This is a genomic window from Clostridium sp. FP2, assembly GCF_011065955.2.
GTDB classification, from domain to species: Bacteria; Bacillota; Clostridia; order Clostridiales; family Clostridiaceae; genus Clostridium_AD; species Clostridium_AD tagluense.
This window is the reverse complement of the sequence record NZ_JAAMNI020000001.1, coordinates 1488580-1507245: the sequence shown is the minus strand read 5'-3', so window position 1 is coordinate 1507245 and position 18666 is coordinate 1488580. Positions and strand designations below refer to the sequence as shown.

Annotated in this window: 12 protein-coding genes and 2 pseudogenes; 4 read left to right on the top strand and 10 right to left on the bottom strand. The window is 32.1% G+C overall.

Features of this window, described 5'->3' with window-relative positions:
- Positions 1-118: 118 nt before the first annotated feature.
- The 3 genes from ltrA to G9F71_RS06985 form a co-directional block, all read right to left on the bottom strand.
- Positions 119-1540: a group II intron reverse transcriptase/maturase gene (gene ltrA, locus G9F71_RS06995; protein ID WP_164951293.1), complete on the bottom strand. Its 1422-nt coding sequence runs from the start codon at positions 1538-1540 to the stop codon at positions 119-121.
- Between the two features lie 460 nt (positions 1541-2000).
- Complete coding sequence (locus tag G9F71_RS06990; protein WP_224626246.1) at positions 2001-3347, bottom strand: NTTRR-F1 domain; 1347 nt, start codon at positions 3345-3347, stop codon at positions 2001-2003.
- Positions 3348-3593: 246 nt separating this feature from the next.
- Positions 3594-5333 (bottom strand): glycosyltransferase, encoded by a 1740-nt coding sequence (locus G9F71_RS06985; protein WP_164951291.1) that lies wholly within the window; start codon positions 5331-5333, stop codon positions 3594-3596.
- Positions 5334-5596: 263 nt separating this feature from the next.
- Between G9F71_RS06985 and G9F71_RS06980 the strand changes: the two genes are divergently transcribed.
- Complete coding sequence (locus G9F71_RS06980) at positions 5597-7330, top strand: glycosyltransferase (protein ID WP_164951290.1); 1734 nt, start codon at positions 5597-5599, stop codon at positions 7328-7330.
- 821 nt (positions 7331-8151) lie between these two features.
- Here G9F71_RS06980 and G9F71_RS06975 read toward each other — a convergent pair.
- The 3 genes from G9F71_RS06975 to G9F71_RS06965 form a co-directional block, all read right to left on the bottom strand.
- Positions 8152-8496: a hypothetical protein gene (locus G9F71_RS06975; RefSeq protein WP_164951289.1), complete on the bottom strand. Its 345-nt coding sequence runs from the start codon at positions 8494-8496 to the stop codon at positions 8152-8154.
- A gap of 735 nt (positions 8497-9231) precedes the next feature.
- Positions 9232-9843 carry a recombinase family protein gene (locus G9F71_RS06970; RefSeq protein WP_164951288.1) on the bottom strand — a complete coding sequence of 204 codons (612 nt, stop codon included), beginning with the start codon at positions 9841-9843 and terminating at the stop codon, positions 9232-9234.
- A 548-nt stretch (positions 9844-10391) separates the two neighbouring features.
- Entirely contained in the window at positions 10392-10685 is a 294-nt protein-coding gene (locus G9F71_RS06965) for a hypothetical protein (protein WP_164951287.1), read from the bottom strand.
- Positions 10686-11538: 853 nt separating this feature from the next.
- Here G9F71_RS06965 and G9F71_RS27745 point away from each other — a divergent pair.
- Positions 11539-11841: pseudogene (locus G9F71_RS27745) on the top strand (DUF2935 domain-containing protein); the annotation flags it as partial.
- A 38-nt stretch (positions 11842-11879) separates the two neighbouring features.
- Positions 11880-12413 (top strand): annotated as a pseudogene (locus tag G9F71_RS27740) (DUF2935 domain-containing protein); the annotation flags it as partial.
- Positions 12414-12652: 239 nt separating this feature from the next.
- Here the strand turns inward: G9F71_RS27740 and G9F71_RS06955 are convergent.
- Complete coding sequence (locus tag G9F71_RS06955) at positions 12653-13066, bottom strand: hypothetical protein (RefSeq protein ID WP_164951286.1); 414 nt, start codon at positions 13064-13066, stop codon at positions 12653-12655.
- Between the two features lie 239 nt (positions 13067-13305).
- On the opposite strand from G9F71_RS06955, the gene G9F71_RS06950 reads away from it, so the two are divergent.
- Complete coding sequence (locus G9F71_RS06950) at positions 13306-13704, top strand: YmaF family protein (protein ID WP_164951285.1); 399 nt, start codon at positions 13306-13308, stop codon at positions 13702-13704.
- 138 nt (positions 13705-13842) lie between these two features.
- Here the strand turns inward: G9F71_RS06950 and G9F71_RS27230 are convergent, their stop codons facing one another.
- The 3 genes from G9F71_RS27230 to larA form a co-directional block, all read right to left on the bottom strand.
- Positions 13843-13974, bottom strand: a complete 132-nt coding sequence (locus tag G9F71_RS27230) for a hypothetical protein (RefSeq protein ID WP_263488177.1) — start codon at positions 13972-13974, stop codon at positions 13843-13845.
- Between the two features lie 131 nt (positions 13975-14105).
- On the bottom strand, positions 14106-17114 hold the full coding sequence (locus tag G9F71_RS06945) for a DEAD/DEAH box helicase (RefSeq protein ID WP_164951284.1): 3009 nt from the start codon (positions 17112-17114) through the stop codon (positions 14106-14108).
- Between the two features lie 224 nt (positions 17115-17338).
- Positions 17339-18613: a nickel-dependent lactate racemase gene (gene larA, locus G9F71_RS06940; RefSeq protein WP_164951283.1), complete on the bottom strand. Its 1275-nt coding sequence runs from the start codon at positions 18611-18613 to the stop codon at positions 17339-17341.
- Positions 18614-18666 lie beyond the last annotated feature (53 nt).

The following is an 18666-nucleotide window of genomic DNA, read 5'->3' as shown; positions in this document are numbered from 1 at the left end:
GAATTATGACACAACCTCCCTTTATTTTAGAAATCGAGTAGGAGGCTAATCATTATTTGATTAGCCGACCTCTCACACCACCGTGCATACCGTTCGGTACACGGCGGTTCTATAAGAACTAACAAGTTCTAAGATAATATTTCGTTATACTGATTAGACCTAGATTTTCTAGGTCTTTATCTTTATATGCAATATTCATAATTGGGCTCTTGGATATCCTCCAATAACTTCTTCTTGTATTTGCATACTCCCAAGCCTTTTGTTTGGATAGACCTCTCTTTTTAAGTTCCTTGAATCTCGTTCTTACTCTTTTCCATTGTTTCCATATACAGAGGCGTATCCTTCTCCTTAACCATTGGTCTAGCTCTTTTGCTATTGTTTTCATATTCGCTATTCTGAAATAATTTACCCATCCTCGAAGTTTATCTTTCAGCTTTTGGAATCTCCATTTTAGGCTTTTCCCATTACTTCTTGATGTTATCTCTTTGATGTCTTTCTTAAGTTTTTCTATGGCTTTTGGGTGTACTCGTACTTGAATCCCATCTTTGCCACCATAAAATGAAAAACTTAAATATTTCAGTTTCCATGGCCTAGCTACCTTACTTTTATTTAGATTTATTTTCAGTTTCAGTTCTTCTTCCAGAAATTTTGTAACTGACTTCATTACTCTTTCCGCAGAGCGTTCGCTCCTAACGTAAACATTACAGTCGTCTGCAAAACGACAGAATCTTAGCCCACGTCTTTCTAGTTCTTTATCCAATTCATTTAGATAAATGTTACTAAGTAGCGGACTAGCTGGACCACCCTGCGGGCATCCAAGGTCCGTTTCTGCAACCACTCCGTTTATCATTACACCTGATTGTAAATATTTCCTTATTAATCTTAATACCTTTTTGTCATCTATATCCTTGGCTAGGATGGACATGAGTTTATCATGATTTACAGTATCAAAATACTTAGATATGTCAATGTCAACGACCCATTTATAACCGTCGTTGATATGTTCCTTACATTTTTCAATCGCATTGTGTTGACTTCTTCCTGGTCGGAATCCAAAACTTGTTTCTGAAAACTTTTCCTCGTAGATTGGTGTTAAAACTTGGGCTATCGCCTGTTGCACTACCCTATCTACTACCCTATCTACTACCGTAGGTATTCCTAAGAGTCTTTTCCCACCGTCAGGCTTATCTATTTCCACCCTACGGACTGGCATTGGGGTATAACTTTCTTTTATTAAATCCTTTTGAAGTTGGGTGTTGTTACGTTTTAGATATTCTAGTAGTTCATCCACTGTCATTCCATCTACGCCACTACTTCCTTTATTTTTCTTCACCTTTTTGTATGCTTGGTTCAAATTGTCTCGGTGAAGTATTTTCTCCATTAGGTTACTAGTATCTCGGTTCTTGTTGTCTCTTCCGTTCCTTGACGCCGAAGAAATACTCCTCACTTCTATGTTGTCTTGGATTTCCAACCCTACATCACATAGATAGTCTTCATTATGAAGTTTTCTGATTTCTACATATTTCTTTGAGTTCTTCAAAATTTCCAAAACCTCCTATAGTTCAGCCCTTCCCAAAAACATTTATAACCGCTTTGGTACTATGGCGTCTGCTGACTGCTCATGATAAATCTTATTTCAACCACGCATCGAATTACATCTTAGCATGTCCATGAGCCCTCCCCGGGTAAGAACGCAATCTTTCTCTCCATCCATCTGCTACATTTACATAGTCTGTTTTGAATAGTTTTGGGCTTCGATTTGTTTTGCAACCTTACCCAACATTCTCATGCCTTATATGTAGTTTCTGTTCGTCAGACCAGAGATTTGCCTAGACCTTCCTTCAGATTCCTCATCGCTAAGGACACCCTTGATGTCGGCTATGTGCTTGGCACTATCAACCCGCACTCGGGACTTGCACCCGTTAGACTGCGCCCATGCCGGGCGCACAAAAAGGGTGCCCATCTAAAAGAAGATAGGCAGCCTCCATAACAAAAATAATTTATCCGAATATAATTATATTTAATGCTTTGGTAAGAGCAGTTGCGCTTGTAATATTTGTACCAGTAACTGTAATGCGAATCTCATAAGTGTGGGGTCCAGCAGAAGGAGCATCAACCCAAGTCAAGTTAGGAATTTCACCTAATAAGCGTGATGTTGGACTAACATTGTCCTTGTCCTTTTCGGCAGTTACTGTAGCAATAGCCGATCCATCTCGGAATAGTCCATAGGTGATTGTATATTGATAGTTAGCGCTGGCAGTTGTTGTTATCTCAACTTCTGCCATGGAATCTAATTTTAGGCTCTGACCAGAAGTTGTAGTTACCGCTTGAGAAAGAACTGATACTTGGGTAGTAAGCGGAAGTGGGGTTGTGGTACTAGACTCTGTAGAAAGTAAAGTGCCTCCAGCGCCTGTGGCTCCAGTTTCTCCTGTAGATCCAGTTGCACCCGTTACACCCGTTACACCAGTGTCCCCAGTGGCTCCGGTAGTTCCAGTGGCTCCAGTTCCTCCTGTAGATCCGGTGGCCCCAGTCTCACCAGTTGCTCCGGTTACCCCAGTGGCTCCTGTTGCGCCAGTATCTCCAGTTGCACCCGTTACACCTGTTACGCCTGTGGCTCCAGTTCCTCCTGTAGATCCGGTGGCTCCAGTCTCACCAGTTGTTCCGGTTGTTCCAGTGTCTCCTGTTGCACCCGTTACACCTGTTACGCCAGTGTCTCCTGTGGCTCCGGTAGTTCCAGTGGCTCCAGTTGCTCCTGTAGATCCGGTGGCTCCAGTCTCACCAGTTGTTCCGGTTGCTCCTGTTGCTCCAGTAGTACCCGTCGCACCTGTTGCCCCAGTAGTACCCGTGGCTCCCTCTATTTCCAGTAAAGATACATCATCTACAACTATATCAGCACTGCCTGCTTGAGGTAACTTATTGATAAACACAAGAGCCTGAGTTGTTCCGACAGGTGCTGGATCGGTAGTTTTATAGATCATCTCCCAATTATCATCATTGACATTGGGGAGATTAGCTGTTGGAATATTTAAAACAAGTCCCAGTCCAAGAAAGTCAAAAGCGGCATCATAATATGAAATAGTGATTGATACCGGCGGACTTAGTGCAGTTCCAACCCTAGCCAGAGACACAAAAAACTCATATCTTTCCCCTGGATCTATAGGAATGAATTGAAAAATAAATCCATTTGATGTTCCACCTACTAATTGTGCAGCGAAATAGCCAGAATGGCTAAATTGAGACGTTATCATTGCATCGGATTTAGTCCATGGATCAAAAGTTCCCGTCTCAAATCCACCATTAACAATTAACTCATTAAAAGACATTTTTTCCTCTCCCTTTATATTCATAATTTTTAAAAATTAGCTTGTACATATTAACTTGTACTTTTATGAAGGTATTATTTATATATTGTCTATATATTGTATGTTTTCCTCAAAAATTTGCTACAACATTAATGATGTGTTTATTCATCCTCCTTGTATAAAGATATAATTATATGTACCTTTTCTCTTGCTTGTGATTAAAATTAATAGCATCATTTGTAGAAAAAAGCCTACACTTCAAAAGTACAGGCTTTTTCAACATCTCGAATATTATACAGTTATAAGTTCTTTATAATCATCAACACATCCAATTATCCTACAATTTCTTAAAAATTTTTCATCCTTTAATTTTGAAATGTCTTCATCAATATATGAGCAACTAATACAAGCGAAGTTAAACCTATCTGCAGAATATAATTTAATACTGTTTTCCATACATCTTTTAAAAAACTCTGTATTACATTCGGATGATCCACCAATAAATCTTACTTTGTCAAACACCATTTTCTTTATAATCATAGCCGAAGCACATAAAGATGTTACGTAGCAATTTTCTAAATTTGGATATTTAATAACCATTATTTTGCTGTTTCCTAAATATTCATAATATGTGTTTTTACCAATAATATCTGCATCAGAATATTTAAAAGCATTCATTAAATCACCTATAAATTCCGGTGCATAATAATTGTCATGATCAAATCTAGATACATAATCAAAACTAGCTTTACTTACTCCATAATTTAAACATTCGCCTAAGGATTTTTCTTCATACAATTTGAATACCTTCACATTGTTATAGCATTTGGCTTTTTCTTGCCAAATTTCTAAGCTCAGAGTGTTATTATTTAATATAATAATTAGTTCCTTATTTTCATATTTCTGTCTTTCGTAATTTGAAAATATATTTTCAATACTACTAGGACTATTTGTACACGTTATAATTGATACACTGGAATTACCTTGCTTTTCATATATAATTCCCACTTTATCCAAAATACTTTCAAAGCGATGAGTGTACGTATGCTTACTAAAAACTTCTCTTTGCCCCTTTAATGACAATCTATCACTGAGTTCTTTATCTTTTAGTAAAACTTCTAAATGTTTTTGCGTATCTTCTTTACTTTTAGATAACTTAACTATTTGAAAGAACATATCTTCTATTCCTAAAGAGTAGCTACTAATTACATTTGTTCCACACGCCAACAATTCAAAAACTCTTCTTGAAAACATTGTAGGGCTATCATTAATAGAGTTTATATTTAAAAAAACATTATACCTTTTATAAATTTCATTCATCTGCTCATATGAAATACATCCTTTATTGAATCTCTGGTACATATCTGGAAACCTATAACTTATGTTTGCAGTATGATAATTTCTATCATAAATGTGCAAATTATACTTTAAAGCTGGGTTTAATACATTTTCCATGTTTTTTCTTCTGTCTAAATGCCCACTATTATACCAAGTTCCTGCAAATGCAACTTGACCAAGCTTCCCCTTATCTTTATCTATAGGATTATGAATTTTAAGTTGTGCTGCAAAAGGCAAAACATACACATTATCATGGCCTACAAGTTTTTTATATCTATTTATACTATTAACATCGGTAGTAAAAATATATTCAAACAATCGCGCTGCTGGAAGGAAAAGATCAAAATGATATGGATCTTCTTTATTCCAGAAGACTGTAGGAATTTTTAATGTTTTACATAAACCAACCAATCTTTCTAATGTTGTATCTCGAGATGTGTTTAGATATCCAACCTTTGACTTCCACTTTTCATCAATTCCTTTCCAGGCGGATTCCACCAATAGCAAATCGGGTTTTTCTTGTACTATGGTACTTTGACAAGTATATGGTTGTAATTGAATTAAATTACATTCATATTTTAGACACTCATAACTAAAAGTGTCCAAAATGCATGCTACTTTTATAAATGGTTTCTTATTATTGGTATTTCCATATAAGGCAATCGGGAATTTATTTTTAAAAACATCAAACATTTTACTCTCACCCCATAATATAAAATTAGTAATAATATTAGCATCGTTTATCTATTAGATTATATGAATATATTTCTGATGTTGTGATTAATGCCAGCGGATTATTAAACAATTAAGCCATAATAAAGTAACCTACTATTTCAAGTCATCTTTTACAATTTTCACGTATATATTAAGATATGATTATAATTTAAGAGAACATATTAATTATAAATTAATTATCTCTACCCTAGCTTAAAATATTTTTTAGAAGGTGATAATTTATGGATTTATACCCTCATACTAAAAGTAAAATTAAAAGATCCTCAAATGAAAATATCATAATAGAAAAACCACTTTTAAAAGTAGCATGTATTCTTGATGATTTTAGTTATCATTGTTTAAAATATGAGTGTGATTTAATAGTATTAGATACAGATGATTGGCCAGAAATTTTATTAACTGAAAGACCAAGTTTATTATTAGTAGAATCTGCTTGGACAGGAATTAACAGGAAATGGTCTGGTAAAGTTCAAAACATAAACTACACGAAAGACTCTATATTAAAAAACATAACTGATTCATGCAAGAAACTTCTGATACCTACAGTTTTTTGGAATAAAGAGGACCCTTATCATTTTGATGAATTCCTTGAGGCCTCTAAACTATTTGATTATATTTTTACAACAGATGAAAACTGTATTAAAAAATATAAAGAAATTTTAACGCATGATCAAGTATATGAATTACCATTTGCAGCACAAGTAAAAATTCACAATCCAATTAATAGAGAGCAAAAAGAATTAGGTAATGTTGCTTTTGCTGGTGCCTATTATAATATTGGGCATTTAGATAGAAATAAAAATATGAAGTATCTATTAGAACCAGCTCTAAACTATAATTTACACATTTATGATAGAAACTACACATATAATATTCTCTACAGTTATGATCATTTTAGGTTTCCAGAAATATATCTTCCCTTTATTAAAGGATATGTGCCATATGAAAAAATTACTGACCTTTATAAAAAATATAGCATATTTTTAAATGTAAACTCAGTAAATGATAGTCCAACTATGTTTTCAAGAAGAGTATTTGAATTATTAGCATGTGGCACAAATGTAATTAGCAGTTATTCTCTAGGAATAGAAAAAATGTTCCCTGAAGTTGTAAAACTTTCTAGAATGAAAGAGGATACTTTGAAATATTTAGAAATTTTGACAAAAAATAAAGAAGAAAGAGATCGGTTATCCTTGCTTGGTGAAAGAGAAGTTTTTAATCATCATACCTATACATTAAGACTTGAAACTATTTTAGATAAAATAGCAGTGAATTATAAAAAGCATGTGACCCTCGGAGTATCTATCATAACATATACAAATAAAGAAAATAATATGGATCTTATATTTGAAAATTATGAAAGACAACTGTATGAAAACAAAGAACTAATCATTATATTAAATAATGATAATATTAATCTAACATCATGGCAAAATAAATCTAAAAGTTATACCAATGTAAAAATATTTCAAATAGAAGAAATAAAATCTTTAGTTCAATGTTTAAACTATGGTGTTGAAAATTCCAACTTAGAATATATAGCTATATTCAATGATGACTATTATGGAAAAAATTATTTATCAGATACTATGAATACATTTAAATACTGCAATGCAGATATAGTCGGCAAATATAGCCATTATGCTTACTCAGAGACCAATCAGTTATTATCAATTATGTTACCACATATTGAATATAGACGTGTTAAATATGTGAAATTTCCTACAATGGTCATTAGAAAAGAGGTTTTTGATAAAATAAAATTCTCTGAAGAACTCTGCAGATATGATGTAGAGTTTCTAAAATACTGTGATGATAATAAGATCTTTATTTATGCTGCAGATCGCTTCAATTATGTTTGTAAAACAGAACAAAATAGTTGTATTGAACAAGTTGGTGCCACCCACGTGGCAAGTGGCAAGTTTATTGACTGCTTTTTCATCTGCGAAATCTGAGTTATATTCTAAAAAGCTATCAGATTCTTTTGGTAGAATTTATTCATATTGAAAATCAAAGGGACTGTAACAAAATTTATTAATATTTTGTTACAGCCACTAATATTACTCAACTTGCGTTATATATTTACACCTTGTATTTTAACTTATCTACATATATTATAAACAATCATATAATCATTGATATTAAGCCATCTATGAGGTATAAAATATTATTTATGATTAAATATTAACTAATTGTATCTAATTATATTTTATAGAGCGGTGGCAAAAGGGTGGCATACGATAAATTTGCTGCCCTTTTTATAACCCTTATATTTGTCTATGCTCCATACTTATATTTTCTAACCACACCATAAACATTTCTCTATTGATTAAAGTTTTTATTCCTACTTTGAAAGATGGTAAATCGTTAGAAATGTTAATTCGGTGATTTTTTCTCTACCATTGTTCAATTATGTTCCTTTAGCTGGTATTCAATAGAATATTCATTACACATTTAACTGTTCCAATTTTGGCCAGTACAACCTTCGACCTTCAGATTCGAAAGAAATGAGTTTTGCTAAGCTTAAAGAACCGTCAATCCCTTATAAATAGCCATTATACTTTTTAACTAAGTTTAGGTAATATCTACTTATTTTAAACCATAAGGGGCAAAAAAAGGGGCAAATAATTTGTGAATCAAGTAGCGCTTGTGACCTCATGAACCCCATTCAGATCTCCTGTTTCTATTTCAGAAATAAATAAAAGACATTACCATCACCTTTATTAGAAGTATTGACCATGTCTGTACACTTTAAACTTAGCTTAATTAGGACTATTCACCATAAGTGCTTTCTTATAGCTCTTGCTGTATTATCGCTATAATACTTACCTAACAACATGCTTAATCCATATTTGGCAAAAACCTTCCTATCAATTTGTTCATTTTGTACTTTCATTCTTAGGATCAACCATTTCACAGCACTAATCCTATTACTTTCACTTTCCCATGTACCATTAGGAACTTCACTATTTATTATTTCCCAGGGACATATATCAATTTGATATACTGCTTTAAATATCCTAAATAAACTAGGATAATAGCTATACAACGTACCTAACCCATTTTCTTCAAGAACAATCCAAGATAATTTTTCTTTTACATCCTCTGTATTCCACTGCATTTCAACTTCAAATAGGTATTTTTAAGCATCAACTCTATTCTTGTATTTTCTAACTGAAAACTCCCCCATATTATACAATCTATATATAATAATTCAACATCATTTGGTTCCTAATACCTTTATAAGTTGAAGAATTACTAATCACCCCCTATGGGCAAGTTTCTTCTTATTTGAAACCCTAAAATTTACGAACTGTACTTTCGGGTATTCGACAGTCTATAAGACATTCTAAACTTGACTGCTTTTTAGCTTCCAGCGTACTTACTATCATCACCGATAACATTTTCCGAATCTTCACCGAGCTTCGCACATCAAACATGGTATTGTTTAGGCACGTCGGAGTATTAGAAATTTTGTTACCCCTCACACAGGGTCAGGTAGGAACTTCACCTACCAATTCAAATGACGATTTCTACTTGATTTTCTTTTTCACTAGTAGTCCGATTTTATTATATATTCTTATATAGATTGTTCGGAAACAAGGCGCACACTTCCCATTTTAGACATTGGGCGCACTTGAAATCCATAACTTATAATAAAAACTCTCCATTTACATAATTCAACAAACATTCATAATTCTCCTTTAAAATTTGTAGAAAAAAGTTAAAGTGACTCCGATACACTCTCAGAGTCACTTTAACTATTCTTTAATTTTAAAAGATTTGTTTAATTACACTTCTTTTTACAAATTATCCTATTAAATTGTATTATACACGTACCCTTATTCACTATGAGCTATCTACCTTCATACTCTTTACCTCTACGATAAAATGTAGCTTTAGTCATGTTCAGCATCTGTGTAGCCTCAACACCTTTAACTTTTCCATTTTTCCATTGCTTATATATACCCTCAAAATTATCACTATTAACTTCTAATTTACGCCTACCAAATTTTATACCTTTATTTTTAGCACTTGCTATACCTTCCTTTTGACGTTGTTTAATATTCTCTCTCTCTTGATGGGCCACAAATGATAATACCTGTAATACTAAATCACTAACGAATGTACCTAGGATATCTTTATGTTTAGTAGTATCTAATAGCTCCATGTCTAATACTTTAATATCAGCACTTATAGTTTTAGTAATATCATTCCATTGTTTCATTATATCCTCATAACTACGAGCAAATCTATCAAGTGATTTAATTCTAAGTAAATCTCCTTTTTCTAATCCTTTTTTCATATATTGATAACCTATTCTATCAAACTCTTTACCACTCTGTTTATCAGTATATATATATTTATCTTCTATGCCTAGTTTCTTAATTTCATCTAATTGTCTATCTAAATTTTGGTCTTTTGAACTTACTCTTAAATATGCAACAGTTTTCATAATATCAATCATTTAATATTTTTCCAATACTGTAATTATATAACTACAGTATCATATAGTCAATACACTTTAGAAACGTTTCAAAAATACAATTCTAACTTATTGATACTATTCAAACTGTTGGTATAAGGTAATGACAATACTGTTCCATTAAGTATACATTATGATACCCCCTATTATCCTTGGGCAACCTACAGGATGCTTAACATTACATACAAAATTTATATACCTATAAAACCTACATATAAATCCCCTCAGTACTAGACTATATATACTACGTACCATTTTTGGGCTTAATGCCCCACCCTCTTCTGAGTGGAAAGTTAGGTTCTTGGTGATTTATGGTGCCATATCACGGATTCGAACCCTGTGCCCCTTGATTAAGAGTCTGCTAGATAGCATTTTATATTTTTTTACATAACAAAAGACTATTGATAAGAGTTAATCTCAAATCAATAGTCCCTATTCTTTAGCATAAAAGACACCCTTTCAAGTGTCTTTTATAGTATTATTAAATTTAAAGTTAGTTCGTAATTTATTCCAGTGGTTTAATGGCTTGTCTACCTAAATCTATTACAACGGTCACACCTATTACGCCTATTGCATCTATTGCAACGGTTATGCCTATTGCAACCGTTAATATTATCAAACCGATCATCATCATCATCATTAAAGCTATTGCAAAAGCTTTGATTAGAACAACCAGGACACCAATCGTTATTATTAAATCTATCATCATCTAACCTATCATCGCGCCTATTATTACGTTTTTTCCTAATATCTGATAATTCTTTTATCAATTCATCAATCATTTCATCTGATATTTCATTAGACTTATGAAAATTTTTAGACATATATAAACCTCCTATTTTGTTATAACATATATTATGAGGGCTTGTCTAAATACGTGCATAATAATTATTTAATTCGGAGCACTTTCTCTCTGCTGCAACCTTTTTATACTTTAATCTCCTAACTGAGTGACACATACACATAACTTGCTTTCAATTTCTTTGCCTGCTTACCTTAAGCACCGAACATATTTTTCAAACTGAAGCAGTTTGCTTTTAATTAATACTGCTCAGGTTTTTTCAAGCTTTCAAGCTAGTTTTATTACATTATCATCATATGTTCTTATTTGAAGATTATAAAGAAAAAATCAATACTGGAAGTTGCGGAGATCATGATGATGAGCCATATAAGTCATATGCTTTGTGGGTGAATAACAAAGTCCAAACTATCCAATACAGAGGATGTATAAGGATCAACTTATGACCATGATAATAAAATAGTTGCGTTAAAGGACGAAAGAACTGCCTATGATTAATAAGCCTATGTATAAAATAAAAATCCTTGTAAATGCAGTCATCTTCATTAGATCATTTATGAATAAAGTTAGATATGGCTATAAATAATTGAAATAGAAAGAAGGCTAAATTTATGATTATAGATAAGCTGTTTTATAAAACATTATTTAAAATTATTTGCTGACCCTTTTGATGTTAAATTTTAGGATGGAGAAGTAAAGAAGTAATTAAAAGTAGTAGAAGTCCGATTTTAGAAACTACCAAAAAATCAAAGGCTTCTCATTTTCATACAGTAACTAGCAAGATTATAGATTTTTAGCAAAATAGAATAGAAAATAGTAACCTTTTACATATTCAGTTAATACAATGATAATGAATGGATTTTTAAGGAGGATTTACTATGCTATCTAGTAATGAATTTATAAGACAATCTCTGGAATTACATCTTTTCTTTGCAAGAATTATGAAGGAACACTCATTCTTTTTAGAAGCAGGTTTTACACAAAAAGACTCAAATTATATCCAACAGGCAGATAACTTCCGAATAGAGTTTGACAAGCTTTTAGCAGAAGCTATATCACTTTCTAATGGTGTTGTTAGCGCTAGTGTATTACAGTCTGGTGAGGTAATAACACCCTTTACAATAAAAGCTGAGGCAGCAACAACATATTTTACAGGAGTTAATATTCCAATTAGTTTAACGTAATCAGAAGTGGGATTAATGGGTAGTGATGAATTAAATCTTTAGCACAATTTAAAACTATGATTTTATCAGAGGTTATATGTTGTAGAATATTTACAAGTAACTACCCTCTACTTATATATCATATTTTAAGAGAAGCAAAATTTCATTTTCAGATAGTTCAAAGGCTGCAAAAACGTGAGGATATCAATTTGGAGAAAGATGCTTATGAGCAAGAATCATTTTGAAATAAAATTATGACTGAACACTCAAAATTTATTCGTGGACTTCTTGACCCAACTGAGAATGAGCTTATAATTACAGCAAATAACTTTGGAAACGAATTTGATAAGCTGACAAGAAAGTCAAAAGAAGCGATGGACATGACAATACCAATTTCAAAAGTTACGCAGGACAGCCTTAAAGCAACTATGGAAATAAGTAAATTTAAGGCACAAGGTACGCAAGGATTATTAGAATGTAAAATCAAATCCATTATAATACCATTGTTAGCTGATCATACCTTACGTGAAGCAAATCATTATTTGCGTTTATTGAAAATATTTACAAAAAAAATATATAAAATATTATAAAGAATAACAGCAATTAAAATGGATCCTATATGATGGACACTAAAAAAAGTCTATTCATATAGGCGATCTATGGATACTTATTCTCATGTAACCTTAAAAATGAAAAATGATACTGTAAATATTCTTGAAAATATATTTGCCACCCAAAATAATTAAGGGTGGCAAAGGGGTGGCATATAGACCAAATCAAAGGATTGGTTACTTGTAAAACCTAGTTATTTCAACGTTAGTCTGCAATTTTACTCCACTTGCGTTATAAGTTTCTTCATAATATCCCTTAATTTAACTTCGTACATATCCTCAGGGGCTATAATTATAATTAATTTTATAGCATTATCTGATTTATCCCATTTATAAGATTTAATATCCATAATCGCTCCCTCTGGAACGTATTCTTCAATATCCATTGCAATTTCTTCTGCCAGTGAAAGGTATTCCTCAAATAACTCATCTTCTGTTAATTCATTTAAATCACATTCTTCCTCCATTAAATCATTTAAGGTGTTTATATCTACACTTAAATTAAAAGCTAATGTATCCTCTCTTTTTGTACCTTTACTCATGTCCTTAACTACTTTAAATTCTGTGTTCTTTTCAATTATATTTTTTATATCCTCACTATCTACTATTTTATTATTAAATTCTACGTACATTTTTTATTCCTCCATTCGTGCCACCCACATGGCAAGTGGCATCTTATTATATTATACTAACTAGTGCTACAGCTTACAACATATATTGTTACCACAGCCTTTCTTTATCTACGAAAATTAGAACGGTAAATATTTCCTTTAATACAAAAAGCCAGGATCCATTAAATGAACGCTATTTTTTAGTGTCATATACACTTAACCTGAATATTATATACTGTAAATGACAAGGAGGTGATGTTATGTCAAAGTGTGAAAATAAACACGATTTTAAAGATTGCTGTGAAAAAGAGCATGATGATAATGATTGTTGTAAAAAAGAAAGACAATTTCATGATCATGAGTTTGAAGGTAGCACTAGATTAGCCGAATTAGAGGATGATCCTCATAATCATAGATTTGCTGGAGTATCCAGTCCTGCAATACCAGTTCAAGGTGGACATGTTCATAGAGTTAAGGGAAGAACAGACTTCTTTGATCACTTTCATGAATTTGAAGCAACCTCAGGCCGACAGATTCCTGTTGGTGAAGGCAAGCATGTCCATTTTGTAGAGGCTAACACTACTGTAAATGACGGCCATTGTCATGAATTAATATTTGCTACACTTATAGAAGCTCCAATATTTGAAGAAGAAGTTTAGTATAAAAGCAGAGTTGATGTTTCTGAACAACTCTGCTCTTTAGTATATTCCATACCATCACTCCTATTTTATATTTATTTTCTACAATACCACTACAATCATTATCCTATAAATTATACATAAATAAACTAACAATACTTATATCCATAATTCTCCATAGTATAACATGTCAAAATATGAACATAATATTATTGACATAACTTCAATAACATTATAACAAATTTCAGCTTCCATGTAGAATGAGAAATATATTCTTTTATAGTTAACCATAAAACTATAGGGGAGGGGCGTATAGTTCTCATTCTATATTATTTTACCCATATATAACCCTACCACTTTATAAAATAGCACTACTCAAAATTTCATCCGTAATATTGTCGGAAATGGACTGCGGTGCTTCATTAAAATCTAAAAAGCTCCAGCAATTCTTCCTTTGTAAGCTTCCCTAGAACATCGCTACTAGTAAGTTCCCCTGTAATTACACTGTCGATTAAATCCTTTTTATTTTCTTGAAGTAGAATGATTTTTTCTTCTATGGTTCCCTTAGCTACTAATTTGATTACTTCTACCACATTTCTTTGGCCAATCCTATGGGCTCTATCAGTTGCTTGATCCTCTACTGCTGGATTCCACCAAGGGTCAAAATGAATAACTAAATTTGCGGTGGCTAAGTTTAAACCTGTTCCTCCTGCTTTTAATGAGATTAAAAATACTAATGTATCACTACTGTTATTAAATTCATCTACCAATTTAATTCTATCCTTGGGTTTTGTTTTTCCATCTAAATAAAGGTATGGAATTCCTTTTCTCTTTAAATTCTCTCCTATATTTTTAAGTGCAGAGGTAAATTGAGAAAATAGTAGCACCTTCCCCTGTGAATCTATATGTTTTTCAATAAGTTCTGTTGCAACTTTTAGTTTCCCACTTCCACCTTTGTATTCATCTATTACAAGTGATGGGTCTAAGCAAATTTGTCTTAGCCTAGTTAAATAAGAAAAAACCTCTATCCTGCCATCACTGTTATTTTTCATTTTTTCCCTGACTGCTTTAATATAAGATTTATATACAGCCTTTTGAGCTGTTGTCATCTCAACTATAAATTTCTTTTCTATTTTATCTGGCAATTCTTTCATTACTTCACCCTTTGTTCTTCTTAAGAGAAAAGGTTTAATTAACAATTTAAGTTCTTCTAAATTCCCTTGTCTTCCTATGACAAATTTCGATTCAAAAATTTCTTTGGAATATAAATAATCGGGCATTATAAAATCAAATATAGACCAAAGCTCTGTTAAATTATTTTCCATAGGAGTGCCTGTTAGTGCAAACCTAACCTTGGCTTTAACTTCTTTAATAATTCTTGTGTTTTGGGCTAGATGGTTTTTTATATTTTGAGCTTCATCTATAATGCAAGCATCAAAAATAATATCTTCATATTGCTCTATATCCATTCTTAAAGTTCCATAGGTTGTTAATATTACATCATAATCTAGTAAATTATGAATTAATTTATGTCTTTCACTTTTTTCTCCATGTACAATGCCAACCTTTAAACTAGGCGCAAATTTTTCTAGTTCTGCCTTCCAGTTATAAACAAGGGATGTGGGACTAATTATAATAGATTTCTTATTTTCCTCCGATAAAAGGAAAGCTATGGTTTGAATAGTTTTACCAAGGCCCATTTCATCCGCGAGTATTCCTCCAAAACCTAAGCTGCTCAAGCTTTTAAGCCATTTAAAACCATTAATTTGGTATTCTCTAAGTGTAGCTTTTAGATTCTCTGGTATCCTTATATCCAAGTTATTTATGTTTGATAAAATATTTTCTATATTCTTTAAGAGCTCAATACCTTTAATAAATTGAAGGTTCTTGTTTTTTATTTTTTCATTTAAATATAATGCCTTATTTTTTTCTATTTGTATTAAACCCTCTTTTATGTTTTCTTTTTTATTTAATACTATTACTAAATCAAGAAAATCCTTAACTCCTGCATCTTCAAAGTCTAAAAAATTATTATTCACAGTTTTGTAGAATCTATTTTTTTGCTTAAAAGATGCAATAACACTATTTAATTCCCTATTTCCAATGTCATGAATAGCATAAGAAAAATCATAGCAGCCTTCCATTTCCTGGATTTCAGCTTTAATAAATCTTGAATCCAATATTCTTCTTTGTTTAATCCCTTTTCCAAAGGTAACATTTCCTAGGCAATGTAGATTGTTTTCGCTTTTACTTAAGATATCAAATAATTCTTCATCTCCACCTATAAAAAGTAACTTCTCATTTCTTTTTATAAATCTATATTTCTCTAGTTCCATAAGGATTTTGCCTTCTTTTTTAAAGTCACGCAAAATTTTATCCACAGGATTATTTCCCTTTAATATGTTGATTTTATCATTACCATAAATCACACTTATATCGCAATAAATACTACCTTCCATTTCATATATGTGAAATTCAGGTTTTATGAAATTTGCTGCAAAGGTTTTTACCTCTTCATTAATATTAATATCACTTGAAATACTACCTAAGAAGGAAGTAAGTTTGTTATAGTTTTCTATATCCCTTCGGTATATAATTTCACCATTTCTTTTTAATTTATCGCATAGAATCATATACTTTGCAATTTGATTTCTTGATGGTAGATAAAGCTTCCAATTAAATAAATATACATTATTCTTATCATTTAAAGACACTGGAAACTGCTTATGGGTTGTTAAAACAAAATATTCCTTTCTTATCTTTAATGTAAAGGTTAATGGCAAATCACTATTTAAGATTGGAGCTTCAAACTCAAAGCTATCATAATTAAACTTGATTCTTTTATCACTAACCCCTTCTAAAAAAGTTCTTAAGTCTTCAGGGTCAAGCACTGTTTTCTCCTTGCCTATTGCATGTTGCACTTCATAATAAGTAGGACCTTTTGAAACCCTGCGAGCTAATTTTATAGTGCTATGAGTTCTATTATTACTAATAGTACCTTGCTTATTGTGGTTGTTTTCTTTGTGCTTTTCATTTATTTCTTTTTTTTGATTTGTTTCTACTTTTGGGGTTATTCCATTATTTTGATTTTTCTCAGAATTATTTTTTGTAGCTCTGCTAAAAAAGCTATAGGCTGTAGCCGTTAAATGGCTACACATAAATAAATAGCCCGTAGTAGAACTTTCTTTGAAATCTTCACAAGAACATTTTACTCCATCTAATTTTTTCTTTAATATATCTATTGCTATATGGGTGTTTAATTCGCTGGTCTTAGTACTGTTTCTGACACATCCATAAATATGATATATATTGTCAATTTTTTTCCCTTTGATCCTAGTAACGAGTCCACTATTAAAAACCTTCTCGCCCTCACTTCTCATTAAAATAGAAGATGATTTAAATACTATATTCTCTAATTCTATTAACTTCAAAAAATCACCTCCACATTAATGTTTGGTATCCATGAAAAACCTACTGCAACGCTTCTTTAATAAAAATATTGAAAATTTATGTGCTGAACTTTTACAAATCATAATAATTATAACACTTTTAAGAAAAGTTGAGATAAAGAAAGTGATATAACAAAGAGAAAACTTCAGTAGGAGTATAAATCTCCCACTGAAGTTTTCTCTTTGTTATATAGGATGGCACTTTTTTATTTTACAACAACCGAAACTCCATCTGGTATTACTGTTATTTTTGCATTTTTTCCTTTTATCTCAAAAGCCATTTGGAGTGCTTTTTCAAATGTAGCTGCATGCTTCATATGCATTTTCACTATCATTTCAGGGTCACACATATCTGTAACAAGAATCACAGTATGCGTGTCAAGTATACGGGCAAGTATTTGAAATTCCCATTGATCTGGCACCGTATCATTTCTTCCTACTTTAAGCACCCTATCAAGGACGACCCCTGGGCTACTTGCATTTGCTATATTGTCATAGAAAGACTGTCCACCATGCCCATCATTACAAGCAGACACCATGATTATAACTCCACCCTCTCTGCAAGTTGCTTCACCTGCTGTCATACCTTTTACAGATTGATATATATTTTGATCAAGAGGATATCCTCCATTAGTGGATACCACAATATCTGCTTTAACAGCTTTCACAGATGCAAGTTCCATTACAAATTTACATCCATCAATATGGGCAAGCTCACTATCTCCCGCAAATGCATTTATAACCTTCTTATCACTATCAATAACAACATTTAATATGAAGGCCAGTTTTGCTTGCTTTGCAGCATAAATCATATCCCTATGAATTGGATTATTTACAATAACTCCGGACCGTGCATATTCACTTGCTATAAATTCAGAGCAATGATTTGCCATAACTGTCTTTGCTGATGCCACTCCAGGAAGAACGCTCTTACGACCTCCAGAAAATCCTGCAAAGAAGTGTGGCTCTATAAAGCCTTCTGAAATTAAAAGTTCTGCTTCCATTGCTATTTTACTTAGCCATAGTTCGCCACCAGAAGGAAGCGTTCCAACACGAACAACGCTGTTATAATCCTCTGATACATGATTTATTATAACCTCATTATCTACAATTTCAGCTCCAAACTTATCGATCATTTCCTCCCTTGTGGTAGGTCTATGAAATCCAGTAGCAATTAATATTGTTATTTTAATTTTAGGGTTTGCGCTTCTGATTCTAGAAAGGAGTATTGGCATTGTTATTTTGCTTGGTACAGGTCTTGTGTGATCACTAGTTATTAATACTAAATTTTTCACGGATTTAACTAAGTCTTCTAGTTTTGCACTTCCAATAGGGTTATCAAGTGCCTTACTTACAATTTCCTGCTGAGTTTGTTCAACTTTGTATGCATGAGCTTTTGATTCTAATATTGCTACCAAATTATTGTCTGGTATTTCAATTTCTAAAAACTGTTTTGAATATGGTATTTTAATTTTAGTCATTTATATTCCCCTTACATTGTAAAAAAATTTGCTCTGTAGTACGTAATTAATCC